We start from the raw sequence: 15,695 nt of genomic DNA, 5'->3' as shown, positions 1-15,695 counted from the left end.
TTTTTAATTTTAGTTTAATCATTTGCAATCATTGTAAATGTTTAGTATATTCTTTTAAGAATAGGGGTGTTAAGAGTGTATAATAATGAAGAAGAAAACTTAAAATGTTCTTTCTGCGGAAAAGATCAAGATCAGGTTAAGAAATTAGTCGCAGGAAGTGGCGTATATATATGTAATGAATGTATTGAATTATGCTCAGAGATTGTAGCTGAAGAGCTAAAGACTGTTGAACACGAAGAGATTACTGAAATTCCAAAACCACACGAAATGATGGCGTTACTGGATGCTTATGTTATTGGACAAGACAAAGCGAAAAAAGCCCTGGCAGTGGCGGTTTATAATCATTACAAACGTATATTTAATCCATTGAATGATGAAGATGGTGTGGAAATACAAAAGAGTAATATCGCATTAATCGGACCAACAGGTAGCGGAAAGACTTTACTTGCTCAAACGCTAGCACGTTCTCTTAATGTACCATTTGCAATTGCAGATGCAACCAGTCTTACAGAAGCAGGTTATGTAGGTGAAGATGTAGAGAACATCTTACTGCGCTTAATTCAGGCAGCTGACTTTGATGTTGAACGCGCAGAAAAAGGTATTATCTATGTCGATGAGATCGATAAGATTGCCCGTAAATCTGAAAATACATCCATCACACGTGATGTCAGTGGTGAAGGGGTACAACAAGCATTGCTGAAAATTTTAGAAGGTACTGTTGCAAGTGTACCGCCACAAGGTGGAAGAAAGCATCCAAATCAGGAGTTCATACAAATTGATACAACGAATATTCTGTTTATTTTAGGTGGCGCATTTGATGGTATCGACGAAGTGATTAAGCGTCGCTTAGGGGAAAAAGTAATTGGTTTTACTGGTATTAAAGAACAAGGTATTGACGAGGCGACGCTGTTATCACAGATAAAACCTGAAGACTTACAAAGCTATGGTCTTATTCCGGAGTTCATTGGTCGTATACCAGTTGTTGCGAATCTAGAGCAGTTAGATGTTGATGCACTGAAGAATATATTGACTCAGCCTAAAAATGCATTAGTCAAACAATATAAGAAGATGCTTGAAATTGATGGGGTTTCCCTGGAGTTTACAGATGAAGCATTAACTGCAATCAGCGAACTTGCAATCGAGCGTAAGACTGGTGCACGTGGTTTAAGATCGATTATCGAAGAAAGTATGCTTGAAGTTATGTTCAGTATTCCGTCAAGAACAGATGTCAAAAAAGTAGTTATTACTAAAGAGACAATAGAAGATGGCGCGTCTCCAGAACTTTATAATACTGAAGATGAACTTATAAATATCGAAGTTACGTCAGCATAAACAATGAAGAGAATGTAAACAGTACATTCTCTTTTTTGTATGATTTCATGTATAATAGATGAGATGAAAGAAGAGGAGACGACAATGAATATAAATCCAAATAATGTAGAAATAATTATTAGTGCGGTGAAACCTGACCAATATCCTGATACAGGATTGAAAGAGGTTGCATTAGCGGGACGCTCAAATGTTGGGAAGTCATCGTTTATCAATACGATGATCGGTCGAAAGAGTATGGCGAGAATTTCTTCAAAGCCTGGTAAGACTCAGACGTTAAACTTCTTTAATATTGATGAACAACTTGTTTTTGTAGATGTACCAGGGTATGGTTATGCCAAAGTTTCTAAAACGGAAAGAGAACGCTGGGGCAAGATGATCGAGACGTATATTACTACTCGTGATAATCTTGCATGTGTGATACAGCTTGTGGATATACGTCATAATCCTACTGAAGATGATCGTTTGATGTATGACTTTTTGAAGCATTATGATATACCGACAATCGTCATTGCGACTAAAGAAGATAAAATACCTAAAGGTAAAATTCAAAAACATCTAAAGGTAATCAAACAGGATCTCGATATGGATCCATCAGATACGTTAATCAGCTATACAGCTTTAAGTAAAGATAAAAATCCGATGATTTTTAATGCAATCGAGAAATATCTATAAATGTGAATTTTTTATGAAATCGGGCAGAATTAAAGCATAAAGGGAACGAAATGTTATAATAGTAACAATGGCAAAAATGGGGGCGTTAATATGCATATTGTTGTTGTGAGTGTTAATCACAAGACAGCAGATGTCAGCTTGAGGGAGAAGCTGGCATTTAGTGAATCATCAATTCAGCAGGCATTATCTGCTTTGATTAATCAAAAATCAATACTAGAAGGTGTCATTCTTTCTACATGTAACCGCACAGAAATCTATGCTGTTACTGACCAGGTTCATACAGGTAGATACTACGTAAAATCATTTATGTCTGAATGGTTTGATGTTGATATCGAAACGATTAAGTCTGTGACGGATGTAAAGGTTGGCAATGAAGCAATCCATCACCTTTTCAAAGTGATCACAGGACTGGATTCAATTGTACTTGGTGAAACACAGATTCTTGGACAAATTCGAGATAGTTTTCTGCTTGCACAAAGTGAAGGTACGACCGGAACTGTTTTTAATAAGTTATTTAAAGATGCAATTACGCTTGCAAAGCGTGCACATGCTGAGACAGATATTTCTTCAAAAGCAGTATCGGTAAGTTATGCAGCTGTGGAATTAAGTAAGAAAATATTAGGTAAGCTTGAAAATAAGAAAATATTGATTGTTGGTGCGGGTGAAATGGCTGAGCTGGCACTACAAAACTTAGTCGGCTCGGGAGCAACAGATATTACGGTCATCAACCGTACAGCTGAGAAAGCGAAATCACTTGCAGATCAGTATGGCGGTCGTCAAGTATCGTTGCAAGAACTTCAATGTGCGCTTATTGAAAGTGATATCGTCATCTCTTCAACGAGTTCACAGGAATTTATTATCACGAAACCGATGATGCAGGATATTATGAAGTTACGTAAGAATAAGTCGCTCGTCTTAATTGATATCGCAGTACCACGTGATATTGATCCTAAAGTAAATGATATCGATCTTATCTTTAATTATGATGTAGATGACCTAAAGGGTCTAGTCGATGCCAATCTAGCAGAACGTGAACGTGCAGCGCAAGTAATCTATACGATGATTGATAAACAAGTGATGTCTTTTGTAGACTGGATCAATATGCTGGGTGTCGTACCTGTTATTACTGCTTTACGTGAGAAAGCATTAAGAATTCAGGAAACAACGATGGAGAGTATCGACCGTAAGATGCCTGACCTTTCTGAGCGCGATCGTAAGGTAATCTCAAAGCATATGAAGAGTATAATTAACCAGATTCTTAAAGATCCAATTTCACAGGCAAAAGAAGTGAGTGGTTCTGAGAACAGAGCAGCGGAACTGCAGTTCTTCCAGGAGATTTTCAATATTACGAATGAAGTTGAAAGTATAAAGAACAATGAACCGGAAGTTCGTCGTTCAAAAAACAGTTTTGTCTTTAATCCCGAGCAATAGGTGATGGAATGAGTGAATTACTATTAATGCGTATGCACGAAGCAATACTTATCATCTATATGATAAGTATTGCTTGTTATTTCCTTGATTTCGTCCAGAAATCAAATCGGATTAAACAAATAGGCTACATACTTTTATGGCTAGTATTCGTCCTGCAAACAGGCTCAATTTTATTGTTTAGAGTCGTCGTAGGGCGGATGCCTTTTGAAACTTTAACAGAAGGTTTTTATTTTTACACGTGGCTGATTATATTACTTTCTATCATACTTTCACGTTTCATCAAAACGGAATTTTTTGTGTTTATGATGAACTTAATTGGTTTTATCTTTATGATGATCCATACGTTTCATCCAGCTGAATTCTATCAAGATACGACGGTCTCACATATGATGAATGAACTCTTATGGATACATGTCACGCTTGCAATTATCAGCTATGTAATGTTTTTAGTTTCATCTTTACATGCAGTACTATATATTGTGCAGATGAACTATTTAAAGAAGAAGAAGTTTAATCAGAAATTCTTTAGAATTAGTGATCTTTCAAGCCTAAGCCAACTGGCGTTTTTGTTTGCAATTATTGGTTCGGTCCTTTTGCTGATTTCTTTAATATTAGGCATCTACTGGGGGTTATCCTTTGAAGGTAATGCCATATGGTATGATTCGAAAGTGATCGGCTCTCTTATATTACTGACTGGATACTTTATCTATATTTATCTCCATCAGCAAACACTCCTGCAGATGCGCTTGCTGATGGACATCAATGTTATGCTTTTTTTGATGTTGCTAATCAATTATATGGTCGCTTCAAGATTTTCTGGTTTTCATCAGCTATTCTATTAGGAGGCAGTTATGAGAAAAATTATTGTGGGTTCAAGAAGAAGTAAACTAGCACTGACACAAAGTCAGCAATTTATTGATCAGTTAAAGCGCAAGCATCCGAATCTTGAAATAGAGATTAAGGAGATTGTGACTAAAGGAGATCAGATTGTGAATGTTCAGCTCTCTAAAGTTGGAGGTAAAGGTTTGTTCGTTAAAGAAATTGAACAGGCACTTTATGATGGTACAATCGATTTTGCGATTCATTCACTGAAAGATGTTCCAAGTGTGTTACCTGAAGGGTTAACACTAGGCTGTATTCCAGTACGAGAAGATGCGCGTGATGCATATATTGCAAAGAACCATATTCCGTTACATGAATTAAAGCCGGGAAGTATTGTAGGGACATCTTCTTTAAGACGTGGTGCCCAATTGTTAGATCAATATCCACATCTAGAAATTAAATGGATAAGAGGCAATATTGATACACGCCTTGCAAAACTTCGTGATGAAGACTATGATGCAATTATTTTAGCTGCAGCAGGACTTAACCGAATGGGATGGGATAAGTCGATTGTTACTGAATATCTAAATCCTGAACTGATGTTACCTGCGATTGGCCAAGGTGCATTAGGTATTGAATGCAGAAGTGATGATGCAGAAGTTTTAGCATTATTAAAATCAGTGCATGATGAAGAGACTGAAATCTGCACAGAAGCTGAAAGAACATTCTTGAGATTGATGGATGGTAGTTGCCAAGTACCAATTGCAGGTCATGCAACGATGGTTGGCGAGTCAATTGAATTTACAGGTCTTATCATGAGTCCAGACGGGAAAGAAAAATACAAAGTTACACATAGTGGCAGTAATCCGGTAGAAATCGGTACCCAGGTGGCAAAAGCGATGGAACAAAACGGAGCAAAAGCAATTATTGAAACTTTGAATCAAGACGTATAAAAAGGATTGATTAAAATGAAGCCGGTTGTATTGAACACAGGAAGTCGTAATGAAACATATAAAGGATTGACAGTACTGCATAAACCATTGATTAAAATTTGTGCGCTGCCTTTAGATGAAACGATCCGTGCACAATATGACTGGCTTATTTTTACGAGTAAAAATGCGGTTACTTTATTCTTTGAAATGTATCCATATATAAAATATAAACAAGTTGCAGCGATAGGGACGAAAACAGAAGAGGCTCTTTCCAATCTGAATATTAAGGTAGATTATGTTCCGAGTCGCTTTCAGCAGGAATATTTCTTAGAAGATATGGACACGCGCTTTCAAGATAAAACAGTTTGTCTACCCATTTCAAAAAAAGCAAGGCCCTTGATGTTTGAAACTTTGAAAAATATCGCTACTGTCGATAAAATAGAATTATATGAACCACAGCCGCATCTTGATAATGTCATGTGTGTTCATCAGATGATTCGTAGCAGAACTATCGACTGGATATTGTTTTTAAGTCCATCATCTGTTCATGCATATTTTCAGCACTTTTCTTTATCGGAAGATGTACGTGTTATGGCGATTGGACAAGTTACGAGTGAAGCGTTACAAAAGTACAATGTGTCCCACGTAATTAGTGAGCAAGAAACATTGTACGCTATGTATGAAACAATTAAAAAATTAAATTAAAGGCAGGTATAAATAATGAATTTTGATCGTCACAGAAGATTAAGAAGCTCAGTCAATATGCGTAATATGGTTAGAGAAACAGCGTTACATAAACGTGACCTTATTTATCCGATATTTGTAATAGAAAAAGATGATGTAAAGAAAGAAATCTCGTCTATGCCAGGTATCTATCAACTGAGCCTTAATATTATGGATGAAGAAGTGCACGAAGCATACAAGCTCGGAATCCGCGCTGTTATTCTGTTTGGTATTCCTAACCGTAAGGATGCATGCGGAACAGGTGCTTATGATGATGAAGGAATCATTCAAAAAGCAACCCGTAAGGTAAAATCTCTATATCCAGATATGCTTGTACTTGCTGATACATGTCTATGTGAATACACAGATCATGGTCATTGTGGTGTATTAGATGAACATACACATGATGTCATCAATGATGAAACGCTACCATTACTCGTTCAAACTGCAGTTTCTCAAGCAAAAGCGGGTGCCGATATTATTGCACCAAGCAACATGATGGATGGCTTTGTTACAGAAATACGTAAAGGATTAGATGAGGCAGGTTTTGTTAATGTCCCAATTATGAGTTATGGTATTAAGTACGCTTCAGCATTCTATGGACCTTTCCGTGATGCAGCAGAAAGTGCACCGAGTCATGGTGACCGTAAGAGCTATCAAATGGATCCGGCGAATCGTCTTGAAGCAATGCTTGAACTTGAAAGTGATTTAAAAGAAGGCTGCGATATGATGATCGTTAAGCCCGCACTATCTTATTTAGATATTATTCGTGATGTGCGTAACAACTCAAATGTACCGATTGTAGCATATAATGTTAGTGGTGAATATTCAATGACAAAAGCAGCTAGTATGAATGGCTGGGTTGATGAAGAGCGTATCGTAATGGAACAGATGCTTTCTATGAAGCGTGCAGGTGCAGATATGATTATAACGTACTTTGCAAAAGACATTTGTAAATACTTAGACGAAGGAGAATACTAATGGATTATTCAAAATCAAAGCAAGCATTTAATGAAGCAGTCAATTTGATGCCAGGTGGTGTAAATAGTCCGGTTCGCGCATTCAAAAGTGTAGACATGGATCCTATATTTATGGAGCGTGGGAAAGGTTCTAAAATATATGATATTGATGGCAATGAATACATCGATTACGTTCTAAGCTGGGGGCCGTTAATTTTAGGTCATGCAAACGACACTGTAACGGGCGCGTTAAATAAAGCTGTACTAAATGGTACAAGCTTTGGTGCGCCTACAGAACTTGAGAACAAAATGGCAGAACTTGTAATTGAACGTGTACCTTCAATTGAAATGGTTCGTATGGTTTCAAGTGGTACTGAGGCAACACTAGCAGCACTTCGCTTAGCAAGAGGATTTACAGGTAAGAATAAAATTTTAAAATTCATCGGATGTTACCACGGGCATAGTGACTCATTATTAATAAAAGCAGGGAGTGGTGTGGCTACGTTAGGATTACCAGATTCTCCTGGAGTTCCTAAAGGTACTGCAGAGAACACGATTACGGTTCACTATAATGATTTAGATGCTGTTAAGCTTGCATTTGAACAATTTGGTGATGATATCGCTGGTGTCATTGTAGAACCTGTGGCTGGCAATATGGGAGTAGTACCTCCAGTTGAAGGGTTTTTAGAAGGTTTACGTGAGATTACATCTGAATACGGTGCATTATTAATATTTGATGAAGTAATGACAGGTTTCCGTGTAGGTTATAACTGTGCTCAAGGTTACTTCGGCGTTACTCCGGATTTAACGTGTTTAGGTAAAGTTATCGGTGGTGGATTACCAGTAGGTGCATTTGGTGGGCGCAAAGACATTATGGAACGTATTGCGCCAAGTGGTCCGGTATATCAGGCAGGAACATTAAGTGGAAATCCGCTTGCGATGACTGGTGGTTACTATACATTAAGTCAACTAACACCTGAAAGTTATGAATACTTTAACCATTTAGGGGATATGTTAGAAGCAGGCTTAACGGATGTATTTGCAAAACATAACGTACCGATCACGATTAATCGTGCTGGTAGTATGATAGGATTTTTCTTAAATGAAGAAAAAGTGACAAATTTTGAAATTGCTTCTAAGTCTGACTTAAAACTATTTGCAGCTATGTACAAAGAGATGGCCAATAATGGTGTGTTCCTACCTCCTTCACAATTCGAAGGGATGTTCCTGTCGACTGAACATACTGAAGAAGATATTCAGAGAACAATCAATGCTTTTGATAAATCTTTAACTGTCATTTTATAAAATAAAAATTAAAATAATGTTTCGAGTTGTGATTAATAGGATATAGATTGATATGTAGATGAAATAAGCTGCATAATCTAATCTGGAGGTCGTTATTATGACAAACAACAAAAACAGCAACAGCAACGACAAAGAAAATGAAGTCATCTATGATTCATCTAAGAATAGACATGAAAATGTAACCCATCAAGCAGATGGAGATACATACAAAAACGGTCAAAAAGTTCGTGAAGGTGAACATCACGATAAAGTGATTGGAGACCGAGATAATGTAGACCATGAGAAGAAAAGTAATCCGTTGAAATGGATCTTACCTTTATTACTTCTTCTGATTTTAATACCTTTATTATTTAAGTTCTGTAATGATAATAAAGATGCTGAAGAAGATGTAAAGACAGAAGAAAAAGCAACAACTGAAGCTCCTACAACAGAAAAAGCTACAGAAGAAAAAACGTCTGATGCACAAGTAAAATCATTTGATTTAGCATCAATCGTCAACTTTGATTTAGTAGCTTAAAAATGTTGCTTAAAGTCTAAGACATATGTCTTAGACTTTTTTTGAGCGTGTTAGTATAATTATTATACCTAAATATGGTATGATTTGTATGAAGAAGGCAGGTGATCCTTTGAATTACATCATTATTTTTATCGTGAGCTTACTCATGGGGCTGATCCTAAGTACTGTTCATCTTATTTTACCATGGTTATTCGGTCCGATTATTGCCACAGTGCTACTGAGAAAGTTTACTTCAAGAGAATATCAATGGCCGAAGTGGTTAAGCGAAATCGGACTATATATTCTAGGAGCTCAGATTGGAGCATCTTTTACGAAAGAAATTGTAGCTGATATTCACGATGAATTAATGTACATCATATTAATAAGTATCTTCGTTATTTTGTTAGCTATAATGATATCTTTTGTGTTAAAGCATTTTTTAAACTGTTCTCTCGAAACAGCAATTTTAGCGTCGATACCAGGTGCACTTAATCAAATGATCGTGATGGCAGAAGAGAATAAACATGCCAATCTATTGGTCGTCACATTAGCACAGACTTCGCGAATACTGATTGTTGTGTTGATTGTACCTTTCATTTCTTCTTTGCTTCCAGAAGGCGGGCATCATGCGACAATATCCCAGACGCCTTCCATGATGGAGGCTATAAATCTGCAAACCATGTTGTTGTTAATAGGTGCGATGGTAATTGCAGGTTATCTTTATAGACGCATACATTTTCCTGTACCGGATATGATGGGTCCGATAACTGTCCTGATGATCTGGAATTTAACGACCGGAATAAATTTCATGATTCCTACACCGCTAATTATTCTGGCTCAAATGTTTTTTGGCATTCGTATTGGATTACAGCTCTATGACCTTTCTTATCAAATTAATCGACAGCTATTTATTGGCGTGCTGATTCAGAATTTACTATTGATTATAGGGACATTTATAATTGTGTATTTAATGAATCTTTTTATGCATGAGAGTTTTAATGATCTTTTTTTAAGTGCAGCGCCAGGCGGTATGGCTCAGATTATTATTGTCGGACTGGAAACAGGAGCGAACGTAGCGATGATTTCAAGTTATCATATTTTTAGGATTTTTATTATTTTGCTGGTGGTAACACCATTACTATCCATCTACCTTAAATATAGAGCACGTCATATTTGAATATAAATTGACAATATATCATGAATCTAATACAATTATTTTAAGTTCATATTATATCAGGAAGAGTAGCGGATGCGTATTTATAGAGAGTGCATGGTTGGTGAGAATGCATAATGCAATTTTGTGAAGGTAGCCTGGAGCGTTTATTTGCTGAATAAAGTAGGTTAATACGTGTAAGAGCGTTAATCTTTTGAGTGCAGTAGCAATACTGAATTTAGGTGGTACCGCGGTAAATCCGTCCTATAGTTATAGGATGGATTTTTTTATTTGAAATTATTGAGTGGAGGTATAATAATGGAAACGAAATATAATCCAAATACAGTTGAAACAGGTAGATATAAAGAGTGGGTTGAGAAAGAATTATTTAAAGCAGAAAGTAAAAGCGACAAAAAACCGTATACAATTGTGATTCCACCACCAAACGTAACAGGAAAACTACATATCGGACACGCGTGGGATACAACATTACAGGATATCATTACACGTATGAAACGTATGCAAGGTTATAATACGTTATATTTACCTGGAATGGACCATGCCGGTATTGCGACGCAGGCGAAGGTAGAAGCAAAATTACGTGAAGAAGGTGTCAGTCGTCACGACATCGGACGTACTAAATTTTTAGAGCATACGATGGAATGGAAGGAAGAATATGCAGGATTTATTCGTCAACAGTGGGCAAAGCTCGGTCTTGGACTAGACTATTCACGTGAGCGCTTTACATTAGACGAAGGATTAAGTGAAGCGGTTAAAGAAGTGTTCGTTAAGATGTACGAAAAAGGTTTAATCTATCGTGGGGAACGTATCATTAACTGGGACCCTGCAGCACGTACAGCATTAAGTGATATTGAAGTTATTCATGAAGAAGTTGAAGGTGCGTTCTATCATATTAACTATCCTTTAGCTGATGGTTCAGGATTTATCGAAATTGCGACGACACGTCCTGAGACGATGTTAGGTGATACTGCGGTTGTGGTACATCCAGAAGATGAACGTTATAAAGAAATGATTGGTAAAAATGTAATCTTACCGATTATGAATCGAGAAATTCCTGTACTTGCAGATGAGTATGTTGAGATGGACTTTGGTACTGGAGCAATGAAAGTTACCCCTGCACATGATCCAAATGACTTTGAGATCGGGAACCGCCATAATTTAGAGCGCATCAATGTGATGAATACTGATGGCTCGATTAATAAGTTAGGTGGTAAATATGAAGGATTGGACCGTTTCGAATGCCGCAAACAGCTTATCGCTGACTTGAAGGAAAGCGGAGAACTTGTGAAAGTGGAACGTCATATGCATCAAGTCGGCCATTCTGAACGTAGTGGCGCAGTTGTAGAGCCTTATCTTTCAACGCAATGGTTTGTTAAGATGGCACCGCTTGCTGAGCAGGCATTAAACAACCAGAAAACAGAGGGACGCATTGAATTCGTTCCGAATCGTTTCGAAGGCACATTTAACCGCTGGATGGAAGGCATTCATGATTGGTGTATTTCTCGTCAGTTATGGTGGGGACATCAAATTCCAGCATGGTATCATAAAGAAACAGGTGAACTTTACGTAGGTAAAGAAGCGCCTGCAGACATAGAGAACTGGACACAGGATGAAGACGTACTAGATACATGGTTCTCAAGTGCGCTTTGGCCATTTTCAACACTTGGCTGGCCAGATACTGAGACGATTGACTATAAAACGTTTTATCCGACGAATGTCCTCGTAACGGGATATGATATTATATTCTTCTGGGTAGCACGTATGATCTTCCAAGGATTAGAATTCACAGGAAAACGTCCATTTGATGATGTGTTAATCCATGGATTAGTACGTGCAGAAGATGGTCGCAAAATGAGTAAGTCTCTAGGTAATGGCGTTGATCCAATGGATGTTATCGATCAGTACGGTGCAGATAGCTTACGTTATTTCTTAGCGACAGGTTCTTCACCAGGACAAGATTTACGTTACTCAACTGAAAAGGTTGAAGCGGCATGGAACTTCATCAACAAAATCTGGAATGCTTCACGCTTTAGCTTAATGAATATTGGTGATGATTTTAAAGCTGAACATATTGACTTATCTGGTAAGAAATCACTAGCTGATGAGTGGATTTTAACACGCTTAAATGAAACTATTGCAGACGTTACGCGTCTTGCTGAGAAGTATGAATTCGGTGAAGTAGGTCGTGTACTGTATAACTTTATCTGGGATGAATTCTGTGACTGGTACATCGAAATGAGTAAGATTCCGATGAACGGTGAGGATGAAGTACAAAAACAAATGACGCGATCAGTATTAGCATATACGTTAGATTCAATCATGCGTATGTTACATCCGTTTATGCCGTTTGTAACTGAACATATCTGGCAGAACTTACCGGTAACAGGTGATTCAATTGTTACTGCAAGCTGGCCAGTGGTGAAACCTGAACTATCAAATGAACAATCTAAACGTGATATGGAGCAGTTGATGGAAATTATTCGTGCTGTGCGTAATACGCGTAGCGAAGTGAATACGCCGATGAGTAAACAAATTCCGATGATGATTAAGACAAATTCTGAAGCCATTTCAAATCGTCTAGAAACAGAACGTCCATTTATTGAGCGATTCTGTAATCCATCTACATTAACGATTTCAACGGATGTAGAAATTCCAGAAGAAGTAATCACAACTGCGGTGACAGGAGGTTCTGTCATTCTGCCATTAGAAGGTCTGATTGATATGGAAAAAGAAATTGCACGCCTTGAAAAAGAACTTGAAAAATGGCAGAAAGAACTAGAACGTGTCGATAAGAAGCTAAGTAATGAAAAGTTTGTCGCTAAAGCGCCAGAGAAAATTATCAATGAAGAAAAAGAAAAGCAGGCACTATATACAGAGAAATATAATAGTGTTCAGGAACGTCTAAACCAATTGAATAGGAAGTAATGACTATGAATTATTTAGAGAGTTTATATTGGATACATGAACGCTATAAATTCGGTATTAAACCTGGTGTAAAACGAATGGAATGGATGCTCGACAAACTCGATAATCCTCAGCACAAGATAAAAGGTATTCATGTTGTAGGTACGAATGGAAAAGGGTCGACTGTAAGCTATCTTAAAGATGCACTTATAGCTAACCATTATGAAGTCGGTACATTTACAAGTCCATATATTGAAACGTTTAACGAGCGTATCAGTTTAAACGGTCAGCCGATATCTGATGAGGAAATCGTGCAACTCGTTGACATTGTGAAGCCAGTAAGCGAACAGCTGGAAGTAGAAACAGATCTTGGTACTGCAACAGAATTCGAGATTATTACGATGATGATGTTTGTCTATTTTGGTGAAGTTCATCCTGTAGACTTTGTAATTGTTGAAGCAGGACTGGGAGCAAAGAATGACTCTACAAATGTATTTACACCGGTCATGTCGATATTAACATCGATTGGGTTAGATCATACAAATATCATCGGAGATACTTATTTAGATATCGCTAAAGAAAAAGCGGGTGTCATTAAAGTTGGCGTACCGTTAGTCTATGCGGCAAAGAATGAAGATGCACAGGAGTATATCGATGGTGTCGTCGCTGAAAAGCATATCAAAGGGATTAAGCTTGGTTGTGACATTCAACTCATTCAAAATGGAAATGAATTTACATTCCGATATAAATCTTACGAACTTGAGGCGATTGAACTGAAGATGATCGGCGCGCATCAGCAGGAAAATGCAGCGCTCGCGATTGCTACATTGCTTGAAATGTACGATAGAGGTATGCTTCTTCTGGACTTTAATAAAATGATTCAAGCCATTGAAGATACAACGTGGACTGGTCGTATAGAGAAAATTCAGGAGGATCCGACAATTATATTGGATGGCGCACATAATCTTGAATCAATTGAAGTATTAGTCGATACGATGAAATCTCATTATGCAGGTCATAAGATTGATGTGTTGTTCTCCGCAATCGATGGAAAACCAATCGGTCGCATGTTAAAGTCGCTTGAAGAAATAAGCGAGCATTTCTATGTGACAACATTTGATTTTCCTAAAGCGCTGCCGCTCGACACTTTATATGAACATGTCGAACATGATAAACGAATTAAGGTAAAAGATTACGCAGATTTTATCAGAAACTATGAAGGTGATGTACTGCTTGTAACAGGAAGCCTGTATTTTATTAGTGCCGTTAAAGATAAATTAAGACAATAAATTTTGTTAAAAAAATAAACTTTCGGAAAATGTAGGAATTAAGAGATTCGTACATTGCCGAAAGTTTTTTGTATTCTGAAGAATAAATGCATTTAAAATCTGAAATTTTTGAATGTACTTTATAAATTAGGGAATGCTAACAAAAAGGGGGAATTGTATGAATTTTAAATTAAAGATGCCGCATACATATTTACTACTGCTTATAATTGTCTGTCTCGCAGCTTTCATGACATATATCATACCTGCTGGAGAATTTGAACGTCAGAAAGTAGAAGACCGAACAGAAGTTATCAATGGTTCCTATCATCATGTAACGCAATCACCAGTTGCACCAATTGAGATATTTAGGTCTATTCCGAACGGTCTAATAGAAGGTGGAGAGATTATCTTCTATATATTTATCGTCGGTGGAGCTTTCGGTATTATCCATCGCACCGATGCCATTACTACTGGCGTTAACGCATTAATGGAACGTGTCGGTCGTCATGGAAGATGGCTGATTCCGATTACGATGACTATGTTTAGTATTCTTGGGTTTTCAATTGGTCTTAGTGAAGAGACAATTATATTTGTACCCATTGGAATTGCATTAGCGACAGCACTAGGATATGATGCCATGGTTGGAGCTGCAATGATCGCTCTAGGTGCAGGGATTGGATTCTTAGGTGGCATGATTAATCCATTCACGGTCGGAATCGCACAAAGTATAGCGGAAGTACCGTTATTTTCTGGTTGGGGCTATCGTACTTTGATCTATCTACTTGTCTTATTTACTGGCATTCTTTATGTAATGCATTATGCTAAGAAAGTTAAGGCGCATCCCGAAAAAAGTTTATTATATGATGTGAACGTAGAAGAGAGAAGAACAATGAGTGATGATGTGCTCGATACTAAATTTGATTCTTTTAAAAAGCGTCATGCTGTTATCTTAGTGATTCTAGCTGCAACGATAATTATCAATGTTTATGGTATATTCAAGTTTGGCTGGTTTTTAACACAGATGAGTGCAAACTTTCTAATTATGGGTATTGTTGTCGGAATCATTGGAGGACTCGGGGTTAACGGGACATTCGATGCATTGCTTGAAGGTATGAAGGATATTCTGTTTGGTGCCATGATTGTCGGTTTTGCTAAGGCTATTGTTGTCGTACTCACTTCTGGTAAGATTATTGATACAATTGTTTTTCATATGACAGATTTTATAGACCATCTACCCGCTGCCTTTTCAGTAGTCGCAATGTTCCTGACACAGCTTATATTGAACTTCTTTATCCCTTCTGGTTCAGGCCAGGCGATGACTACAATGCCGATTATGGTGCCTATCAGTGACCTTCTGGGGATTAATCGACAGGTTGCCGTTATGGCATTCCAATATGGGGATGCAATCAGCAACAATATCATTCCGACAAGTGCCAGTCTTATGGGCTTATTAGCAGTCGCTGGTATTCCATATAATAAGTGGCTGAAATTTGTCTGGAGAATTTCTGCAATATGGATTTTGATATGTCTTGGAGGACTGATACTTTATATGTATCTTTAAAAAATAAAATATTACTAAAATTAAAAAACTGCATAAATTTGTAGTGAACCCAAAAAGTTGAACTTTTTATTAAGCTACTTTCATTAAAGCAAGATTTCTGTATTCTACAGGAGTCT

At 37.4% G+C, this 15,695-nt stretch carries 13 protein-coding genes and 1 other annotated feature; all 13 genes read left to right on the top strand.

Going from position 1 to position 15,695, the window contains the following annotated elements; all coding sequences use genetic code 11:
* Nucleotides 1–75 precede the first annotated feature (75 nt).
* A complete protein-coding gene (gene clpX / locus ACZ2V4_RS03000) occupies nucleotides 76–1,332 on the top strand; it encodes an ATP-dependent Clp protease ATP-binding subunit ClpX (RefSeq protein ID WP_413474865.1) in 1,257 nt (418 codons plus the stop codon).
* An 84-nt stretch (nucleotides 1,333–1,416) separates the two neighbouring features.
* Nucleotides 1,417–2,004 (top strand): ribosome biogenesis GTP-binding protein YihA/YsxC, encoded by a 588-nt coding sequence (yihA, locus tag ACZ2V4_RS02995; RefSeq protein ID WP_219492388.1) that lies wholly within the window; start codon nucleotides 1,417–1,419, stop codon nucleotides 2,002–2,004.
* Between the two features lie 90 nt (nucleotides 2,005–2,094).
* Complete coding sequence (hemA, locus tag ACZ2V4_RS02990; protein ID WP_219492384.1) at nucleotides 2,095–3,435, top strand: glutamyl-tRNA reductase; 1,341 nt, start codon at nucleotides 2,095–2,097, stop codon at nucleotides 3,433–3,435.
* Nucleotides 3,436–3,443: 8 nt separating this feature from the next.
* Nucleotides 3,444–4,277, top strand: coding sequence for a cytochrome c biogenesis protein CcsA (ccsA, locus tag ACZ2V4_RS02985; RefSeq protein WP_219492382.1), 834 nt, complete (start codon nucleotides 3,444–3,446; stop codon nucleotides 4,275–4,277).
* Nucleotides 4,278–4,286: 9 nt separating this feature from the next.
* Nucleotides 4,287–5,210: a hydroxymethylbilane synthase gene (hemC, locus tag ACZ2V4_RS02980; RefSeq protein ID WP_219492379.1), complete on the top strand. Its 924-nt coding sequence runs from the start codon at nucleotides 4,287–4,289 to the stop codon at nucleotides 5,208–5,210.
* A 15-nt stretch (nucleotides 5,211–5,225) separates the two neighbouring features.
* Entirely contained in the window at nucleotides 5,226–5,894 is a 669-nt protein-coding gene (locus tag ACZ2V4_RS02975; protein WP_420493805.1) for a uroporphyrinogen-III synthase, read from the top strand.
* 15 nt (nucleotides 5,895–5,909) lie between these two features.
* On the top strand, nucleotides 5,910–6,893 hold the full coding sequence (gene hemB, locus ACZ2V4_RS02970; protein WP_219492376.1) for a porphobilinogen synthase: 984 nt from the start codon (nucleotides 5,910–5,912) through the stop codon (nucleotides 6,891–6,893).
* Nucleotides 6,893–8,176, top strand: coding sequence for a glutamate-1-semialdehyde 2,1-aminomutase (gene hemL / locus ACZ2V4_RS02965; protein WP_419895014.1), 1,284 nt, complete (start codon nucleotides 6,893–6,895; stop codon nucleotides 8,174–8,176). The genes hemB and hemL overlap by 1 nt, the downstream gene beginning before the upstream one ends.
* Nucleotides 8,177–8,273: 97 nt before the next feature.
* Nucleotides 8,274–8,693: a hypothetical protein gene (locus tag ACZ2V4_RS02960; RefSeq protein WP_419895013.1), complete on the top strand. Its 420-nt coding sequence runs from the start codon at nucleotides 8,274–8,276 to the stop codon at nucleotides 8,691–8,693.
* 88 nt (nucleotides 8,694–8,781) lie between these two features.
* Nucleotides 8,782–9,849 (top strand): AbrB family transcriptional regulator, encoded by a 1,068-nt coding sequence (locus tag ACZ2V4_RS02955; protein ID WP_419895012.1) that lies wholly within the window; start codon nucleotides 8,782–8,784, stop codon nucleotides 9,847–9,849.
* A gap of 42 nt (nucleotides 9,850–9,891) precedes the next feature.
* Nucleotides 9,892–10,095 (top strand) — a binding site (T-box leader).
* Nucleotides 10,096–10,137: 42 nt separating this feature from the next.
* Complete coding sequence (locus tag ACZ2V4_RS02950) at nucleotides 10,138–12,771, top strand: valine--tRNA ligase (RefSeq protein ID WP_420496618.1); 2,634 nt, start codon at nucleotides 10,138–10,140, stop codon at nucleotides 12,769–12,771.
* A 5-nt stretch (nucleotides 12,772–12,776) separates the two neighbouring features.
* Nucleotides 12,777–14,039: a bifunctional folylpolyglutamate synthase/dihydrofolate synthase gene (locus ACZ2V4_RS02945; RefSeq protein WP_420496067.1), complete on the top strand. Its 1,263-nt coding sequence runs from the start codon at nucleotides 12,777–12,779 to the stop codon at nucleotides 14,037–14,039.
* A gap of 157 nt (nucleotides 14,040–14,196) precedes the next feature.
* Complete coding sequence (locus ACZ2V4_RS02940; protein WP_219492363.1) at nucleotides 14,197–15,579, top strand: YfcC family protein; 1,383 nt, start codon at nucleotides 14,197–14,199, stop codon at nucleotides 15,577–15,579.
* The last annotated feature ends 116 nt before the right edge of the window (nucleotides 15,580–15,695 follow it).

This window comes from Macrococcus sp. CoH-51_TC_04, from assembly GCF_058188655.1.
Note: the sequence above shows the minus strand (reverse complement) of the source record. Positions and strands in the feature narration are given on the sequence as shown.